Annotated in this window: 16 protein-coding genes and 1 tRNA gene; 5 read left to right on the top strand and 12 right to left on the bottom strand. The window is 34.4% G+C overall.

The features are described 5' to 3' along the window. Positions 1-6: 6 nt before the first annotated feature. The 4 genes from RM542_RS08660 to RM542_RS08645 all read right to left on the bottom strand — a co-directional run bounded on the left by RM542_RS08660 (position 7) and on the right by RM542_RS08645 (position 4,950). Positions 7-1,098 (bottom strand): efflux RND transporter periplasmic adaptor subunit, encoded by a 1,092-nt coding sequence (locus tag RM542_RS08660; RefSeq protein ID WP_311385344.1) that lies wholly within the window; start codon positions 1,096-1,098, stop codon positions 7-9. A gap of 14 nt (positions 1,099-1,112) precedes the next feature. Further along, entirely contained in the window at positions 1,113-3,479 is a 2,367-nt protein-coding gene (locus RM542_RS08655; RefSeq protein WP_311385343.1) for a TolC family protein, read from the bottom strand. A 1-nt stretch (position 3,480) separates the two neighbouring features. After that, complete coding sequence (locus tag RM542_RS08650) at positions 3,481-4,728, bottom strand: sodium:proton antiporter (protein ID WP_311385342.1); 1,248 nt, start codon at positions 4,726-4,728, stop codon at positions 3,481-3,483. A 137-nt stretch (positions 4,729-4,865) separates the two neighbouring features. Then, positions 4,866-4,950 (bottom strand) — tRNA-Ser (locus RM542_RS08645). 100 nt (positions 4,951-5,050) lie between these two features. Here RM542_RS08645 and RM542_RS08640 point away from each other — a divergent pair. Then, positions 5,051-5,806, top strand: a complete 756-nt coding sequence (locus tag RM542_RS08640) for a sulfite exporter TauE/SafE family protein (protein WP_311385341.1) — start codon at positions 5,051-5,053, stop codon at positions 5,804-5,806. Between the two features lie 95 nt (positions 5,807-5,901). Then, positions 5,902-7,095, top strand: coding sequence for a DegT/DnrJ/EryC1/StrS family aminotransferase (locus RM542_RS08635; RefSeq protein WP_311385340.1), 1,194 nt, complete (start codon positions 5,902-5,904; stop codon positions 7,093-7,095). Here RM542_RS08635 and ribB read toward each other — a convergent pair. The 8 genes from ribB to RM542_RS08595 all read right to left on the bottom strand — a co-directional run bounded on the left by ribB (position 7,092) and on the right by RM542_RS08595 (position 16,557). Then, positions 7,092-8,234 (bottom strand): 3,4-dihydroxy-2-butanone-4-phosphate synthase, encoded by a 1,143-nt coding sequence (ribB, locus tag RM542_RS08630; protein ID WP_311385339.1) that lies wholly within the window; start codon positions 8,232-8,234, stop codon positions 7,092-7,094. The two genes, RM542_RS08635 and ribB, sit on opposite strands and share 4 nt — an antisense overlap. Next, a complete protein-coding gene (locus RM542_RS08625; protein WP_409220518.1) occupies positions 8,235-9,647 on the bottom strand; it encodes an LptF/LptG family permease in 1,413 nt (470 codons plus the stop codon). Between the two features lie 73 nt (positions 9,648-9,720). Next, positions 9,721-10,368, bottom strand: a complete 648-nt coding sequence (locus tag RM542_RS08620) for an outer membrane lipoprotein carrier protein LolA (protein ID WP_311385338.1) — start codon at positions 10,366-10,368, stop codon at positions 9,721-9,723. 52 nt (positions 10,369-10,420) lie between these two features. Beyond that, positions 10,421-12,778, bottom strand: a complete 2,358-nt coding sequence (locus tag RM542_RS08615; protein WP_311385337.1) for a DNA translocase FtsK — start codon at positions 12,776-12,778, stop codon at positions 10,421-10,423. 64 nt (positions 12,779-12,842) lie between these two features. Beyond that, positions 12,843-13,208, bottom strand: a complete 366-nt coding sequence (locus tag RM542_RS08610; protein WP_311385336.1) for a diacylglycerol kinase family protein — start codon at positions 13,206-13,208, stop codon at positions 12,843-12,845. Continuing rightward, the gene (tpx, locus tag RM542_RS08605) at positions 13,201-13,707 is read right to left on the bottom strand and encodes a thiol peroxidase (RefSeq protein ID WP_311385335.1); all 507 of its coding nucleotides are present in this window, start codon (positions 13,705-13,707) and stop codon (positions 13,201-13,203) included. The genes RM542_RS08610 and tpx overlap by 8 nt, the downstream gene beginning before the upstream one ends. Positions 13,708-13,778: 71 nt before the next feature. After that, a complete protein-coding gene (gene nhaC, locus RM542_RS08600) occupies positions 13,779-15,269 on the bottom strand; it encodes a Na+/H+ antiporter NhaC (RefSeq protein WP_311385334.1) in 1,491 nt (496 codons plus the stop codon). 64 nt (positions 15,270-15,333) lie between these two features. Next, a complete protein-coding gene (locus RM542_RS08595; RefSeq protein ID WP_311385333.1) occupies positions 15,334-16,557 on the bottom strand; it encodes an aminotransferase class I/II-fold pyridoxal phosphate-dependent enzyme in 1,224 nt (407 codons plus the stop codon). 154 nt (positions 16,558-16,711) lie between these two features. Between RM542_RS08595 and RM542_RS08590 the strand changes: the two genes are divergently transcribed. The 3 genes from RM542_RS08590 to lpdA all read left to right on the top strand — a co-directional run bounded on the left by RM542_RS08590 (position 16,712) and on the right by lpdA (position 19,112). Further along, positions 16,712-17,170 (top strand): Lrp/AsnC family transcriptional regulator, encoded by a 459-nt coding sequence (locus RM542_RS08590; RefSeq protein ID WP_311385332.1) that lies wholly within the window; start codon positions 16,712-16,714, stop codon positions 17,168-17,170. Between the two features lie 86 nt (positions 17,171-17,256). Beyond that, complete coding sequence (locus tag RM542_RS08585; RefSeq protein ID WP_311385331.1) at positions 17,257-17,643, top strand: hypothetical protein; 387 nt, start codon at positions 17,257-17,259, stop codon at positions 17,641-17,643. A 62-nt stretch (positions 17,644-17,705) separates the two neighbouring features. Further along, positions 17,706-19,112 (top strand): dihydrolipoyl dehydrogenase, encoded by a 1,407-nt coding sequence (gene lpdA / locus RM542_RS08580; protein ID WP_311385330.1) that lies wholly within the window; start codon positions 17,706-17,708, stop codon positions 19,110-19,112. Positions 19,113-19,230: the final 118 nt, after the last annotated feature.

Here is a 19,230-nt window from a genome sequence, read left to right as displayed (position 1 = left end):
ATTGAATTACTGTAATGAAACTTCTTGTCCATCTAAGAGCGTCTGTAGACCTGCAGTAGCAATCAGTTGTCCTTCTTTTAAACCTTGTACCACTTCAAATCCTTCAGAATTTAAATCACCAACTTCAACAGGGTTCTTTTTAACCAGTGCTTTTTCGCCTTCTTTTATTACTAGAAATACATATCTTCCGTCACTATCTTCTCCGACAGCATTAGCAGGAATTCTCAAGGCCTGACTTTGCTTTTTGTTTTCTTCTAATTCAAAGGTGACATTTGCTGCCATACCAGTTTTGATATCTTCTGATGCCTCATTTAATTTAACCCGAGCAGGATAGGTAGCAGTATTAGTGTCAATGGCTGGCGATAACTCCGTGACTTTTCCTTGAAAACTTTGGTCATTAACAGAAGACAGGGTAATGTTTACTGGCATGCCTAATTGAACTTCGTTAATAATGCTTTCAGGTAGACCAAGAGCAATTTCCATTTCAGTTCCAGCATTTAAAATAGCAATGGTTTGCCCTGGACTTATATTCTCATCTACTTCAGCGGTTACTGATGTAATCACACCATTTTCTGGGGAGTATAGGTAGCCATAATTGATTTGTTCTTGTTGTATTACAACTTGTCTTTTAGCTGATTCATAACTTTGCTCGGCATTTCGATACGAGTTTTTTGCCGATTCAAAATCGGTTAAAGAAGCACTACCTTTTTCATAAAGAACTCTAAACCTATCAAGAGATAATTTTGCCGTATTCATTTGAGATTCGGCACTATTTAAGGATGTTACTGAGCGTTCATAATTTAATCGAGGCTCCACATTATCTAATTTTCCTAAAAGCTGGCCTTTTTTAACAAGTTGGCCTAACTTAACATCCAATTGCATTAGAATACCCGAATTTCTAAAACTTAAATTAATTATTTTTTCAGTACGCGCTGTTCCACTGAAAGTTCTTTCTTTTGCACCATTTGCATAGGACACTTTTTGATATTCAACAGGCCTAACTAGTTCTTCTTGTTCTTTTTTTTCTCCGGAACAACTAACTATGAAAATAGCTAATAGCAATAACGCTAGACTTTTCAAAATTTGATAGGATTTCATATTCTTAAAGTATTTTATTTCTCTTGATTAAAATTAACCTGCACAAAGGTGTTGAACCTTTGCTTGAAAGCATCATTTTCTTCTCTTGTATGTAAAAGGAAATTATATCCCATAAAACGTTCTAATTGAATAGAATTCAATAAAAAATTATAGGTGGCATTTGCCTGAGCCAATTGCGCTTGTAAAAAATTATTTTGAGCATCTATTAACTGAATTATACTTACGGCACCTTCTGAATAAGAAGTTTGTACTAGTTCCAAGGCCTCCTTGGCAGCTGTTACCGATACTTCGGATAACCGGATATTTGATATTTGATTAATAATATTTAAAACTGCTGTACTGACATTACTTTCTATTGCTAGTTCAGTATTCTGCTTATTGATTTCAATTTGATCCAATTGAATTTTCGCTGTTTGTCTATTGATATTTGTTCTAAATTGATTTAGAATAGGAATAGAGACACTTAGGCCAGCATTATAGTTACCAACAGGACTTGGGTCAATACTACCAGCACCCCATTGGTTAAAGTTTTTGTTGTAATTAGCTTGCAGTGCCACAGTGGGTATTAATCGCCCAAAGGAATTCAAATTGAAGTTGCGTTTTATAGCTTTGAGATTATATCCTAATGATTCTAATTCCGGAGAGTTGTTTTTAGCTTCTTCAATTAAAAAAGCAACAAAAGGTTCTTTTAACAAAGGATTGTCTAATAAATCAGCAAGTTGTTCATAATTATATGCCTCAAATACACCTTCACCAATATTTGCATCAACAATATCTAGTTCATAGTTAATTGGGTTATTCAATAATTGGTTTATGGCGATAAAAGCTTGATCTAGCTGATTAATAGCCTCAATCATTGTCTGTGTGTTCTGGGCCATCTGACTTTGAAAACGTAGCATGTCTGATTTGCCAGATTGTCCTGCTTCATAATTTTGTTTGGCAATGCGCAAGTTTTCTTTAGTCAATTGCAAGTTTTGGCTTTGAATCTGGACATTCACTTTACTAACTAGAGCATTGAAATAAAGATTTGAGGCTTCTAAAACAGCATCTAATTGCGAAGCATTAAAATTCGCCTCCTGAGCCTTTTTAAGATTTTTTTGTACTGAAATATTGGCATTGGCACCCTCTGAGAAAATAGTTTGACTTAATGAAATATTGCCATCGGTAGAAAACTCAGGAGATAAATTAGGAATTACAATAGACTCGTCAATCGCAGTGAAGGTTGCATTAGCTGAAACATTAGGATAGTAATTACTTACCGCAGTTTTTACATCTTGTTGGCTTAATTCAATCTCCTTTTGTTGTGATTGTAATGTTAGATTGCGTTCTAGGTTGTCATTAATAATATCAAGTATAGAATAATTTTTTTCAGAAAGCTGGTTTTGAAAATCTCCAACAAAATCAGTTCTTTCAATGAGACTATATCTAATAGGTACACCGAGCGTTTGCATGGTATTAAAATTAGTAGTCAATCGTTGTTCAAAATCAATGAACACATTCTGTTCTGATAACAAACCACCCGTAACATGGGCCTCAATGGTCAATGCAATTCTGCGAATTATTTGCTCGGTATTATCATCACTATTATTAGTAGCCATTAGTCCTAACTGAACATCACGAGCACCGGTACTAGTAAAAGAAGGTATTCTTTTTTCAATTAAAACATCACTCAATATTTTAATCTCATCATCCTGCAACTCAAATCCTCCAGCCATGTATAAGGCGTCTAAACCCTGCAAATTGGCATCTATTTCATCAATTGTTTTGTACGGAATTAATCGATATGTAGCTTCTAATTCTTTAATAATAATATCGAAGGTTGCGTTTAAGGGCAAAGATTCCGATATGCCTTCTTCTATAGCTATTCCAACATATTTAAAATCAGTTAGCTGTTTGAAAGTTTTCAAATCATCTTTAAATGATTGTACACCCATCAGGTAAGTGAAGTTTTCTATACCCGAAGTCTTTTTAACCAAATCAAGTTCAGTAAAATCCGTATTAACAGATCCAAATAATATTGTCGGTTTTAAATAAGCTGTTTGGTCCTGAATGACAATATTACTTGCTGAACCCAGAGCTAAAATGATATCAACATTTCCATTGATGAGTTTATCATAGTTTTTTTCAGCCATCGCTACACTAAAACCATTTACTAAAACAAATTCTCTTGGAAATTCAATAATTCCATCTTCACCAACTACCGACTGAACTTCAGTCGTAAGTCTATCAAAAAGCACTCGAGTTTCCGGTGTCTGAGAATCCACCATCATTCCAACTCGGTAAATCTTTTTTTCTTGGGTATGTCCATACCAACCCAAAAGCATGAAGAATAAACCAAAAATTAAATTTGTTATTATTTTTATTGATGCTTGTTTTGGCATTTTACTCTTTTTTTAATTGAAGCTTTGAAATTAGTTTTCCAACAGAAAGTCCTTGTACCAGTATTGAAAAAATCACTATGATATAAGTAATTACCAGGAAAAGATCTCGCTCCATAGAATCTGTTAATCCTAAGGCTAAGGCTATTGAAATTGCCCCTCTGAGACCTCCCCATGTCATAATGAGGGTAGTATTCGGCACAAAATCTAGTCGTTTCTTAAATATATTTACTGGTATCAATAATGATAAATAACGACAAACTAAGGCTACCGGAATGATTAAAAGGCCGGCCAGTATATATTCAGTTTCAAGGTCTAAAACTAGTATTTCCATGCCAATAAGTACAAATAAAATGGTATTTAAAAGTATGTCAAGCAACTCCCAGAACTTATCTACATAATCTTGAGTTAGCTTTGACATAGCCTCTTCTCTTGTTTTATTACCACCAACTATTAAACCAGCTACGACCATTGCCAAAGGTGCAGAAACATGTAAATGAGTTGCTATTATAGTACCGGTCATTACAGTAGCTAGTGTAATAATAACTTCAATATTATAATCATCAATACGTTTTAAAAGTTGGTAGGTCAACCATCCTAAAAATGCACCTAATAATAAACCGCCAAAAACTTCAACTGCAAACAATTCTAATACAGCATTAACCGAAAATGCAGATTCTGAACTATTGGCGAGTCCGAAAATGGTCAAAAATATGACGACACCGACTCCATCGTTGAATAGTGATTCACCAACAATTTTAATTTCTAATTTTTTCGGGGCACCAGCTTTCTTTAAAATTCCTAAAACTGCAATTGGATCAGTAGGTGAAATTAACGCACCGAAAAGCAGACAGTATATAAATTTGACTTCTAAACCAATCAGCATTAGAACATAATATGTACCAATACCAATTAGGAAAGTAGAAACCAGAACTCCAAAAGTTGCAAATACTAAAACTGGCCATCGCTGTTGTTTTAATTTTTGAAGATCCGTATGTAATGCACCGGCAAAGAGTAGGAAGCTCAACATAATATCAAGCAACACTACTTTAAAATCAATTTTTGAAATGATAAAACGTTCAGCTGAAAGCAAAGTATCATCAATATAGCTAAGAGCAAAAACCCCCACAGTAAACAGAATTGTTATTAATGTTAAGCCTATGGTATTCGGTAATTTTATAAAACGAACATTTATAAAACCAAAAAGAGCAGAAAGAAAAACTAAAATACTGGTTATTATAAAATAATCCATTAGTAATTAAAGTGTTGGTTGGTAATTAAACGGTTAGGTTGAAAATATGAATTTTATAAATATGATTTAAGTAAAACCTTTAATTTTTGACAAAAAAAAACCGCAAGAGTAAATTCTGCGGTTTTAATGATTGCTTGCGGAGAAAGAGGGATTCGAACCCCCGGAGGTGTGACCCTCAATAGTTTTCAAGACTACCGCATTCGACCACTCTGCCATTTCTCCTAATGCGGCTGCAAATATACTAAGCTTTTTAGTTATGTAAAACCAAAATCATTTATTTTTTATTGAACTTTAATAATCAACTAGGTAGTATTTTTGTAAGATGTATGAATGGTATCATTATGTTTTATTAATAGTAGTTGGTTTTATCGTAGGCTTCATTAATACCATTGCAGGTGGAGCTTCTTTAATCTCGTTACCTACTTTAATTTTTTTAGGCTTGCCCCCCGCAGTAGCTAATGGAACTAATAGAGTCGCCATTATTGTACAGACCGCAATGGCAACAGCAGGTTTTAAAAGTAAAGGTATTTCAACCTACCCTTTTAATATTTATTTAGGTATTTCTGCATTCTTTGGTTCCTTAATAGGAGCAAGAATCGCAGTAGATGTTGATGGGGAATCTTTTAATAGAATACTTGCAATTGTTATGATTGCAGTAGTTTTAATTATAATTTTTAAACCAAAAATTAAACTTACGGATTTAGAAGAAAGGCTTACTGGTAAGTACCTTTGGCTCGGAATTATAATTTTCTTTTTCTTTGGAATTTATGGAGGTTTTATAAACGCTGGACTTGGTTTTCTAATGCTTTTATTTCTTCACTTTGTTAATAAAATGAGCTTGATTAGGGCAAATGCCACAAAAGTAGTTGTGGTCTTTATTTACATGCTATCTGCTTTAGCAGTTTTTGCCTTTAATGATAAAGTAGATTGGATAATTGGTTTAGTGCTCGCCATTGGAAATGGAACAGGTGCATGGGTTGCAAGTAGATTTTCAGTAAAAAAGGGAGATGGTTTTATAAAATCTTTTTTGGTGTTAATGGTCATAATTATGGCTATTAAACTTTGGTTCTTTACTTAAGTTGTAAAATTTAAATCCTTAAAAAAGAATCGTAAAACAAGTACGAATTATACAAGAATTTTATATTTTCCCATAAGACCAAAACTTAAAAAGAAATGCCAGGATTTGAATTATTTGGAGAACAAGAGAAAGCAGAAGTACAAGATGTTTTGGATAATGGTGTTTTAATGCGCTATGGATTTGATGGCATGCGGAATGGTCATTGGAAAGCTCAAAAGCTTGAAAATGCTTTGGCTAAACGTATGCAAACCAATTATGCTCAATTGGTTAGTAGTGGTACATCAGCGCTAACGGTGGCTCTTTTAAGTGCAGGAATAGGGGCAGGAGACGAGGTAATTATGCCAACTTTTACGTTTGTTGCAAGCTTTGAATCTATTCTAGCCATTGGAGCGATACCTATCTTAGTAGACATTGATGATACTTTAACTCTAGCCCCTAAGGCCGTGGAAAAAGCAATAACTCCGAAAACCAAAGTAGTTATGCCGGTGCATATGTGTGGTTCTATGGCTGATTTAAGTGCTTTAAAAGCCATTTGTGAAGCACACGATTTATTATTGTTAGAAGATGCTTGTCAGGCAATTGGTGGTAGTTACGAAGGTAAGCCTTTGGGTAGTTTTGGTGACTTAGGTTGTTTTTCCTTTGATTATGTAAAGACCATTACTTGTGGTGAAGGTGGAGGTATCATAACCAATAATAAAGTCTTTTATAAAAATGCAGATCACTATTCTGATCATGGGCATGATCATATTGGAAATGATAGAGGTGCAGAAACACACCCATTTTTAGGGTATAATTTTAGAATCTCTGAATTAAATGCTGCGGTTGGCTGTGCTCAGATTGAACGGTTAGATGAGTTTTTAGCTATACAAGAAAAAAATTACACTTTATTACGGCAGGCATTAAATGAAATACCTGAAGTTACTTTTAGAAAAGTTCCTGATGGGGGAGTAGAGAATTATTCATTTTTGAACTTTTTTCTTCCAACTGAAAAAATAACACGTAATGTCCATAAAGCTTTAGGTAAAGCTGGGGTAGACGCCTGTTTTTACTGGTTTGATAATAATTGGCATTATTATCGTAAATGGGAACACTTGAAAGAAAATAAATCTTTAGGTAAGTTAGCTAAAGATGTTCTGGAAGGGCTACCTGATTATACCAAAGCTGATTTTACTGCTTCGGACCATTGGATGGGAAGAACCATTTCTTGTTTGGTAAAACTCAGTTGGACAGAACAAGAAGTTAAGAATAGAGCCGCAATTATCAAAAAAGTAATATTAGAAGTGGTTTAATACTTCACATATTCTACAATCTCTAAACCATATCCTACAATACCCACTCTTTTTGTTTGTTCTGAGTTTGAGAGCAATCTAATTTTAGAGATGTTCAAATCATGAAGAATTTGTGCGCCAACACCGAAGTCTTTAGCATCCATATCAATTTTTGGAGCTTTAATAACCCCATCTTTTTGTAAGTCCTTTAATTCTTTGAGTCTACCTAAAAGATTCAACGCTTCTGATTCTTGATTGATAAAAACAAATGCGCCCTTTTCTTCAGCTTGAATAGCCTTAAACATATCATTCAATTTATCATCAGGGTTATTCGTAAGCGTACCTAAGATGTCGTTATTTATTAAAGTCGAATTAATACGTGTTAATACTAACTCATCTTTTTTCCAACTACCTTTTGTTAAAGCAATATGAATTTGCTCATTCGTAGTTTGTTTATAAGCTCTCAATCTAAATTCTCCAAATCTTGTTTGAATATTAAAATCTTCTTTCTTTTCTATAAGACTATCATGCTCCATACGATAAGCAACCAAATCTTCAATAGAAACTATTTTTAAATTAAATTTTTTAGCTACCTCAAGTAATTGAGGTAAACGAGCCATACTACCATCTTCATTCATGATTTCAACAATCACACCTGCTGGTTTTAAGCCTGCTAATCTCGCAAAATCAATAGCAGCCTCTGTATGTCCTGTTCGTCTTAAAACGCCACCTTCTTTCGCAATTAATGGGAAAATATGGCCTGGTCGTGCAAGTTCATGCGGCTTAGTATCATCTTCAGTTAGTGACAACACAGTTTTAGCTCTATCTGCGGCAGAAATTCCAGTGGTAACTCCATTGCCTCTTAAATCAACAGATACCGTAAATGCAGTTTCTAGAGGGTCTGTATTGTGAGAAACCATTTTATGTAACCCGAGTGTTTCACATCTACCCTCAGTTAAAGGAGCACAAATCAAACCTTTACCATGAGTAGCCATAAAATTGATGGTCTCCGGCGTTATTAATTCAGCAGCTGCTAAAAAATCACCCTCATTCTCTCTATTCTCATCGTCGACAACGATAATTACTTTGCCAGCTTTTATATCTATGATGGCTTCTTCAATAGTATTTAATGTAACACCTGATGTAATATTTTCAACCATTTAGTTTGATTCTTTTTTCTTTTTGAATACGGCAGTAATACTATCGATGACGTTGCCAATACTCATTAACCCTTTGTCATTTGTTGCACGCTTTGTTAATGATACTCCAAGTGGTAACATAATAAGTGTAGATAACCATGCTCCAATGATTGGATGCCAAGCCCCTTTTTTGGCATAATTATCTGCAAATACACCTATGAAATAATAGGCCAAGAATAAAATAATTGCAATTACCATAGGTAATCCTAAACCACCCTTTCTTATGATTGCGCCTAAGGGTGCGCCTACAAAAAATAAAATAATGCATGAAAATGCTAAAGCAAATTTCTTGTGTAATGAAAGAATATGACGATTATAAATCTCATACCGTTTGTTTAATTCTGTCTTTTTTCCGCGAACTGTATTCAATATATTAGTTACTGTATTTTCTGCTTTAGTCATTAATTGAATTCTTTGCCAAATAGGAAGTGCAGTTGTAATATCATTTGTATTGAAGGAAGTATCTATCTTTTTTGGAAGAATCTTTTTTGCTGCTTTTTTTAAGTCCACATTTTTTAAAGAATCAACCATTTTTAAAGGGAACGCACCCATTCTGGCGGTAATATTTTTTGAAAAAGCCGTTACTTGCTTAATATTATTCGTTTTTAAGGAATCTATATCCTTACTCAAGCGAAAGACATTTTTCATTTTATCAGTGGTAATATCTGATTCTTGCTCAATGTCTTGATCATTTAATGAAGAAACATCAATGTTTTTAATATATGTTTCAAATTTGGAACGGGCAAAAGGTTTCTTCTTTTGATCTTTTGATGATTTTCGTTGCATTTCATCATAATAGTAGCCATCATTTAAAACCAATTGGATGATATCAGAATCTTCACTACTAATTAATTCTCCTGTTTTGGCCTTAATTACTGTTGTGTTTAAATTCGTTGTTGACTTCTGATGAATGATTACATCGTCTAAAAACCGATCTTCTTCCCCAAATTTTCTTGCAACTTTAATATTCATTGCAGTACCTTCAATATCACTAAAAACGCCCTCAACTATAACAGCTGCAGGCTTTAATTTAGCAATATTGCGTCGCATATTAAAAATTTTCTGTTCTGCTGCCGGTATCACATTATTAGCTAAAAAGAAAGTACCCACACCTAAAATAGAAACAAAAACAATGATGCTTCGCATACCTCTTTGAAGTGAAATACCTGAGGCTTTCATAGCAGCGAACTCATAGTTTTCGGCAAAGGTCCCAAAAGTAAGAATGGATGATAAAAGTACTGTAAGCGGTAAAACCTTATCAATTAAGGTTGGCATGTAATAAAATAAAAACTTGCCAATAATTGCAAGATCCAAGTCTTTACCGGCTAAATCATCAATAAAAAGCCATACCGTTTGAAAGATGAAAATAACCATCAATATCACAAACGAGCTAAGAAAATTATAAAGAAAACTAGATAAAATGTACCGGTCTAAGAGCTTCAATGCATTAGTTTCTTATGATGTAATAGCCATCATTTTTATACTTGGCTTCGTCAAAAGTAAACAAGCTTTTTGACAAGGGCTGATTGGTTTTGAAAGAATTAACGGTAATAGTTGTTTTTGTGCTATTCTCACCCGTTTCAATCAGTTTATAAATATGTTTTGTTTCTGCATCAATACCTAATAAAATCGATTTAATTTGAGTGTTAGTATCTATAGGAGTCAGCTTTACAAATTGAATTTTTCTTCCTTGAACATTCTGAAGTATATCCCAAGTATACGTATGCCCTTCTCTATAAAATGTTAGCATTTTAGATGGTGTAACTGTATTCTCACCTTCGCTTGGACTTTCAATTGTTACTTCTTCATTATCTGGTACAATAGTATAAACCAATTTACCATCAAAAAGTTGTTTAGAACCAAAGAGTTCAACTAAGTATTTATCGCCGTCTAATGATGCTTTTCCTTGAGTCTCACTTTTTGTATTTGCTTCAGTATTTTCCAAAGCATACTTGAATTCTATTTGAATATTATCATAGCTAGTTACTTTGGCATAAACTTCATCCAAAAGTGCTTTTGCTTTTTGCGAATTTTGCGCCACCGAAGCAACACTTATGAATAATAATATAAATGATGTGAGTGTTCTTTTAATCATGTTTTTAATTTTACTCGAAAATCGAGATTTAAGTATTCTTTCTTTTTGATGATTACTTTGTTTCGTTTTGCAATAGTTGATCTAAGGCATACATATCAGAAACAAGTACTTGTCGAGCTTTACTTCCTTCAAAAGGCCCAACAATTCCTGCTGCTTCGAGTTGATCAATTATTCGTCCAGCCCTATTATACCCTAACTTTAATTTTCTTTGAATTAAAGAAGCAGAACCTTGCTGAGCAATTACAATAACTTCTGCCGCATCACGAAACATTTTATCTCTGTCCGCTATATCATTAGCAAGACTTGTGCCAGATTCTTCGCCAACATATTCTGGGAGCTCATGAGCGCTTGGATATGCTCTTTGTGACCCAATATATTCAGTAATTTTTGCAACCTCTGGAGTATCTACAAAAGCACATTGAATTCGTGTAACATCATTACCTTGGGTATATAGCATATCACCACGGCCAATGAGTTGATCCGCGCCTTGTGCGTCAAGAATTGTTCTTGAATCAATTTTTGAAGTTACTCTAAACGCAATACGTGCTGGAAAGTTAGCTTTAATAATACCTGTAATAACATTAACTGAAGGTCTCTGGGTGGCAATAATTAAATGTATTCCGATAGCTCTAGCTAATTGCGCTAACCTTGCTATTGGAGTTTCAACCTCTTTGCCGGCAGTCATAATCAAATCTGCAAATTCATCAACGACTAGAATGATATAGGGCAAAAATTTATGACCATCATTCGGATTAAGCTTCCGAGATTTAAACTTGGTATTATACTCCTTTATATTACGAACCATCGCTAATTTCAATAGTTCATACCTATTATCCATTTCAATACAGAGTGAATTGAGGGTATTTATTACTTTGGTATTATCAGTAATAATCGCCTCTTCAGAATCAGGCAATTTTGCTAAAAAGTGACGCTCTATCTTATTGAATAAGGTTAATTCTACCTTTTTAGGATCAACTAGAACAAATTTGATTTCTGCTGGGTGCTTTTTATAAAGCAAAGAGGTGATTACAGCATTCAGTCCAACTGATTTACCTTGGCCCGTGGCACCTGCCATTAAAAGGTGTGGCATTTTAGCTAAATCAACAACGAAAGTTTCATTACTAATTGTTTTTCCAAAAGCAATAGGTAGTTGCATTTCAGCTTCTTGAAACTTTTTTGATGCAATTACCGAACGCATTGAAACAATCGTTGAATTTTTATTTGGTACTTCAATACCTATTGTACCCTTACCAGGGATGGGAGCTATAATACGAATACCTAAAGCGGCCAATGAAAGGGCAATATCATCTTCTAGATTTTTGATTTTTGAAATGCGAACTCCTGCTTCTGGCACAATTTCATATAAGGTCACAGTTGGGCCTATGGTAGCTTTAATTTGTGCTATTCCTATTTTATAATTCTTAAGGGTATTTACAATTTTATTTTTGTTCTCTTCAAGCTCTTCTTGATTTATCGTAATTCCTCCTGTGACACCATGTTGATCCAACAAATCAAGAACAGGAAACTTATAATTACCCAACTCTAGTTTTGGGTCAAATTCGCCAAAATCTTTGACTAATTTATCAGCCTTAATATCTTTTTCTTCTTTCTCAACAGCAACGGTACTAACCTCTAAATCTATTTTAGGTTCTTCTTCTGGAAGATTGACGTCAAGACCGGCCCCAGTATCTAAGGGGGGGATATCTTTTTTATGCGTATAAGTATCAATTTTTAATTCTGGTTCCAGGTCAGCTTCTAAATTTAACTCCATTTCACCTGTTGTAGTCTTTTCAGTAGTAGGCTTGAATTCTTCTTTAATTGAGGACTTTTTCTCCTTAAAGTATTTTCCAATAGCTTCAGGGGAAAAATTGAACCACCTAACTAAAATTACAATTAGAGTAAATATTAAAACTAAAAAAACACCAATCTTCCCAATATAATCTTGAAGAAAGTCATTCATTTCATAGCCAATCAACCCGCCTAAAAGTGGTTGATTTATAGCAAAAAATCCTAAGGCAATAGAAATCCAAATAACCCCTACAATTCCCCATATCCATTTTGACCATAGGTTTTTAGTTTCAAGTCCTAGAAAAAGGTATAAACCGCTAATCGCTAATAATACAGGAAAGGCAAAGGAGGCTAGACCAAAACCTTGATACATGAAAAAGTGGCTTATTGTTGCACCAAACTTGTTTAATAAGTTAGAAGCCTCGGCATTACGGTTGGAGAATTCGGAAAGAAGGCTTTGATCTTCTTGCCAAGAAAAATAGAATGAAATAAAAGAAAAGAATAGCGCGATACTAAGCACAATCAACAAACTTCCTAAAATGACCTTATTCTGTTTGGAAGGCTTGAGTGAGACACTCTTTTTTTTAGTTGTAGGTTTAGATTTTCTGCGCTTTTTAGCCATTAAATAGGTGTAATTGAAAACTAATTTACAAATTTACGAAGCTTATGGGCGATTAGGTTGTTAGTTATAGAATTTTGGGTAAATAAATAAGCAAACCAACTATCACTGAAATAATGGAAACAAGCATTACTGCTCCTGCGGAAATATCTTTAATAAATCCAATTTTTTTATCGAAATCAGGTTGCACAAAATCAGATAATTTCTCAATCGCAGTATTCATACCTTCAATACCCATAACCAAACCAATACAGATACATTGGAATATCCATTCAGTGGTAGAAATACCAAAATAAAAACCCAGTAATGTCATTACTATTGCAATGATCAATTGGACTTTGATACTTGCTTCTGTTCTAACAAGTAAAAAAAGACCCTTAAATGCAAAACCTACACTTTTAATTCTATTTACTAGAAAGGACTCTTTAGGCATCCATCAGGGCTTCAAGGGCAGCTTTATAGTTAGGTTCGTCTGCAGTTTCTTGAACTTGTTCTGTAAATAAAACTTTACCATTGGCGTCTAAGACAACAATACACCTAGAATGAAGACCGCTAAAACCACCAGCAGAAAATTCTAAGCCGTAAGATTTTCCAAAACTTCCATCTTTAAAATCTGATAACATTTCAACATTTTCGATTCCTTCAGCTCCACAAAATCTTTGTTGAGCAAACGGTAAATCTCTTGATATACATAAAACTTTCGTTCCCTCTAATTCGGCTGCTTCTTCATTAAATTGCCGAACAGATTTGGCACATGTACCCGTATCAACACTTGGAAAAATATTCATTACTACTTTTTGACCTTTGTAGTCAGCTAGAGTAGCTGTTGATAAATCAGTTTTTGTTAAGTTGAAATTTGGAGCGCTAGATGCTATTGCAGGCAATTCACCAATTGTTGTTACTGGAGTTCCGCCTAAAGATATTGATGCCATTTGTTATTGTTTTAATTTGCTGTGAAGTTATGAAACCAGAAAGCCAAAACCAATAAGATCAAGTTGAAAATTTAAACTACTGACGGACCTACTAATTTCTTTATTTTTATTTTGAAGGCTGCAAAAATCATCGTCATAATCGGACTTAGCCAATTGAAAATTGCATAAAAGGCATATTCTCCGACTCCGACTCCGAGCACCCCACTATGATAAGCACCACAGGTATTCCAAGGCACTAAAACTGATGTAACGGTACCGGTGTCCTCCAAGGTTCTACTTAAGTTTTCTGGAGCTAAACCACGTTCTTCATAAGCTTTTGCAAACATTTTTCCTGGTACTACTAAGGCCAAATATTGGTCGGAAGCGGTACCGTTTAAAACGATACAACTTAAACCAGTACTAGCAAAAAGTCCAGTATCTGAGGTAACCATGTTTAATAAAGACTTTGTGATTCTTTCTAAGGCCCCGATACCGTCCATGATACCACCAAAAACCATAGCACAAACAATTAGCCATATAGTACCTAACATTCCCGACATACCACCTGAAGAAAATAAATCATTAAGTGCTGGATCTGAGGTGGCTATTGCAGTATCAACTGTAATTGCATTTAAAATTCCTTTGTACGTTGATTCAAAATTCAAACTTGAACCACCACCAATGGTCGTTATAATTTCTGGCTGAAAAATTACAGCGAAAATCGCCCCAAGTAACGTCCCGATTAATAGAGCCAGTAGAGGTGGAGCCTTTTTTACTATCATAAAAATAACAGCCAAAGGCACCAAAAATAACCAACCGTTAATATTAAAAGTGTTATCAATTGTTGCAAGAATAGTATCTGTATCCGCAACACCAGATGTATCAATAGTAAAACCAAGAATAATGAATACAAGAAGGGTAACTGAAATAGTTGGTATAGTAGTCCAAGTCATGTATTTAATATGTGAAAAAAGTTCACCTCCAGCCATCGCTGGTGCAAGATTTGTAGTATCACTTAATGGTGATAATTTATCTCCAAAATAAGCTCCAGACAATACAGCACCTGCCGTCATCCCTAAGGAAATACCTAAGGCCTCTCCTATACCAACCAAGGCAATACCTACAGTTGCCGATGTTGTCCAACTACTTCCAGTTGCTATTGAAATAATAGCACATATGATTACACATGCCGCTAAAAAGATAGTTGGATTAAGAATTTGCAAACCGTAATAAATCATAGCGGGTATGATACCGCTAACCAACCAAGTACCAGATAAGGCGCCTACCATTAAAAGAATTAGAAGCGCACCGGTGGTAGACCGAACGTTTTCAGCTACCTCAGCCAACATTTGTTTGTAAGAAACTTTGTTAAAAAAACCAACGATTGCAGCAACGGCACCACCAAGTAGTAAAATGAATTGATTTGACCCGCTAAGAGCGTCATCTCCAAAAACATAAACATTGTAAGCCAACATTGCTACTAAAACAAAAACTGGCAGTAAGGCTTCCCAAATGTTTAGTTCTTTGTTCTCAATGATTTGTTCGTCTTCGCGGTATTTTGGCTCTTTGGTATTTTCAGACATTTGGTCTTGTTTGGTGAAAGGTAATATTACGATTTTGACCTCTGTTCTGCAAACAATACAAAATTTACACTTCTGCTAGAATAGACTCTTTGTTAATAATACCTAAGGCAATCATACATTTGGTCATAACTATGTAAGTTTTTTCTATATCATTATCTAAACCAATAGAAAAACGAATTAATCCGTCTGATAGTCCCATTTCTTCTTGTTCTTCCATAGGAATTTCAGAAGAAGTTGAAGTGCCTGGAGCACTGAATAACGTCTTATAGAATCCAAGACTTACTGCAAGATAACCCAGACTCTCGCTTTGCATCATTTCCATAAAAGCATTTGCTTTGTCTAATGAGCCAACATCCAAAGTCATCAAACCTCCAAAACCATATTCCGTATTCATTTGATTTTTAAAAGTAGTATGACTTTTATGAGATTGAAGCCCTGGATATACTATTTTTAAACCGTCTTTTTCAAATTTTGATGCCAGATAGAGTGTATTTTCACTGTGTTTTTTTATTCTAATATGCAGGGTACGCATGTTTTTCAAAATGGCTGCAGCTCTTAAACTATCGAGTGTGCTGCCAAAAAGCATGCCTGCGCCATCATTCACATCTTTTAAAGCCAAGCAGAAGTCCGTTGAAGCACACACAGCTCCAGCTACACAATCACTGGTTCCATTAATGAATTTTGTGAGGCTATGAATAACAATATCCGCTCCTAATTTCGCAGCGCTTATACTTAATGGCGAGAATGTATTATCCACGACTAGTGGAATATTATGTTGCTTGGCTATTTTGGCTAGTTCTTTGATATCAGCAACTTCCAATAGTGGATTACTAACCGCTTCACAATAAATCATTTTAGTTTTTGATGTAATGCTATTAGCTACAATATCTAGATTTGTGATATCTATAAAAGAGGTGTTAATTTTAAATTTCTTTAGAAAGTTTTTCATGAAGGCATAAGTTCCGCCATAAATGGTTCTGCTGCTAACAATATGATCATCAGAATCACATAATTGCATAATTACTGAACTTATAGCACCCATGCCACTAGCGTAAACGTTAGCGCTTTCTGTTCCCTCAAGAGCTGCCAGCGCCTCTCCTAAATATAGATTTGAAGGTGAAGAATGTCTGCTGTATAAATAACACCCTTCAGTATTTCCTTCAAATGTATCAAACATTGTCTTCGCTGATAAAAAAGTATATGTTGAAGAATCTGATATTGAAGGGTTTACTCCCCCAAACTCTCCAAAATACTGTAGTTTTTGAATTTTATCCGTTGGTTGACTCATAATGCTATAAATTTTACTGTAAAAATATATTTAGTATTGTATAAAATCAATTAATAATTATAATTATAGTTTTTAATGCTATAAAAATTAGAAATATTAGAATAAAAAACTTGTTTTACTAACTTGCAGTTGTGATTCATGATATATATTCAGTATGATACTTGATACAACTGATCAAAAGTTACTTACACTTTTACAAGAAGATTGTAAGAAGACAACTAAACAATATGCTTTAAGTTTGGGCCTTTCCACAACCGCAGTTTATGAACGAATTAAAAGATTAGATCGTGAAAAAGTCATTACGAACTATGTTGCGTTGGTAGATAAAGAAAAAGTTAATAGAAATTTTACTGTTCTTTGCCATATTAAGCTAATTCAACATACTAAGGAGAATGTACTGCGATTTGAAAAGCAAGTGCAACAATTGAATGAAGTAGCTGAATGTATTCACGTTAGTGGAGATTATGATTATATTTTGACCATTCATGTAAAAGACATGGAAGCTTATCGTGAATTTATGGTGCATAAATTAACTGCAATTGATCAAATAGGTAGTACCCAAAGCTCTTTTGTAATGAATACAGTGAAAAAGTCAACAGCTGTTTTTATATAAAATTTAACCTAATTTGTTGTTAAATAGATAGTTGTCATGCAATGATGTTTCTAATTTGATGTTTAATTAAGAGACAAACTTCAATCATGACTTCAAGAAACCGTTCTATACTAACTATATCTTCAATTCTTCTTGGTGGTTTTTCACTTGTTGTGTTTAGTAAAATTTCTAGAGATATTATTTTTGATGGCTTAAGTATGTGCTCTTCAACTTCTATAGATATTGGATTAGGAGTTTTAACCTTATTTACTTCATCACTTTTAGCGGGTTTTATGGCATCTATTGTAGTCATGAGAGATAATTTTATTCCTCATTTAGTTATGTCAGCGTTTCTTATAGGTCAAATGTTTTTTATATCTAATTGCGAACAGTGGGCACAAATTGGTTTAGAAATTGGTCTCAATATTAGTTTAATTTTTGGGCTTTGGATAGGAAATTATACTGCTTTAAAATTTCCATTAGCGCCGATATAACTTATCTTTTTTACCGAAAAACATTCGTATTTTTGTATCCAATTTTCTTTTAAAATAAAAATATGAGTCAATACGATGTGGTAGTAATAGGGTCTGGTCCTGGCGGATATGTTGCTGCAATTAGGTGTGCACAATTAGGTATGAAAACTGCAATTGTAGAAAAGTATGCAACTTTAGGCGGTACATGCCTAAATGTTGGTTGTATACCATCAAAAGCACTTCTTGATTCTTCTCACCATTATGAAGATGCGGTAAAGCATTTTGAAGAACATGGTATTGAAATACCTGGTGATATCAAGGTCAATTTAGAGAAAATGATTGGCAGAAAGCAGGCAGTTGTCGACCAAACTACAAAGGGAATCGAGTTTTTGATGAATAAAAACAAAATTGATGTTCATCAGGGTATTGGTAGCTTCAAAGACGCAACACACGTAAATGTTTTGAAAACTGATGGCACAACAGAAACTCTTGAAGCGAAAAACATTATAATCGCAACAGGTTCTAAACCTGCTAGCTTACCTTTCATTAAAGTTGATAAGGAAAGAATTATCACTTCAACCGAAGCTTTAAAATTAATGGAGATACCAAAACATATGATTGTGATTGGTGGCGGTGTTATTGGATTAGAACTTGGTCAAGTATACAAAAGGTTAGGTGCCGATGTCACAGTTGTTGAATATATGGATAGAATTGTGCCTGGCATGGATGGTGCACTTTCTAAGGAGTTAATGAAAGTGTTAAAGAAGCAAAAAGTAAAATTTAATCTCTCTCATAAGGTAAAATCTGTTGAACGTAAAGGAGATCAGGTCATTGTAAAGGCTGACGATAAGAAAGGTCAAGAAGTTGAGTTTGTAGGTGATTATTGTTTAGTGTCGGTTGGCAGACGGCCATATACTGACGGTTTAAACGCAGTAGCTGCAGGTGTAAATATAGATGAGCGTGGTAGAGTAGAAGTTAATTCACATCTACAGACGAGCGCATCAAATATTTATGCAATTGGTGATGTCGTTAAAGGAGCGATGTTAGCACATAAAGCTGAAGAAGAAGGTACTATGGTGGCTGAAATATTAGCTGGTCAAAAACCACATATTGACTACAATTTAATCCCTGGAGTAGTTTATACTTGGCCAGAAGTGGCCGCTGTTGGTAAAACAGAAGAAGAGCTTAAGGAATCAGGAGTGGCTTATAAAGTAGGGCAATTTCCGATGCGAGCCCTAGGACGTGCACGCGCTAGTATGGATATTGACGGCTTTGTAAAAATTCTTGCAGATGCATCAACAGATGAAATTTTGGGAGTACATATGATAGGAGCTCGTTGCGCAGATTTGATTACAGAAGCAGTAACAGCTATGGAGTTTAGAGCTTCTGCGGAGGATTTATCAAGAATGAGTCACGCACATCCAACATATGCCGAGGCGGTTAAAGAAGCAGCTTTAGCAGCAACAGATAATAGACCATTGCATATATAGGATTAAGAAATTTATTTTAAACTAAAAAAGGATGCTGTTTAGGCATCCTTTTTTTAGTTAAGTAGGTGTTTAGTATGGATTTGTTAGGTCCGGGGGAATCAAGATTTGGGTTTGTTTT

The sequence above is a fragment of the Croceitalea sp. P059 genome (assembly GCF_031846365.1).
GTDB lineage: Bacteria > Bacteroidota > Bacteroidia > Flavobacteriales > Flavobacteriaceae > Croceitalea > Croceitalea vernalis.
Note: the sequence above shows the minus strand (reverse complement) of the source record. Positions and strands in the feature narration are given on the sequence as shown.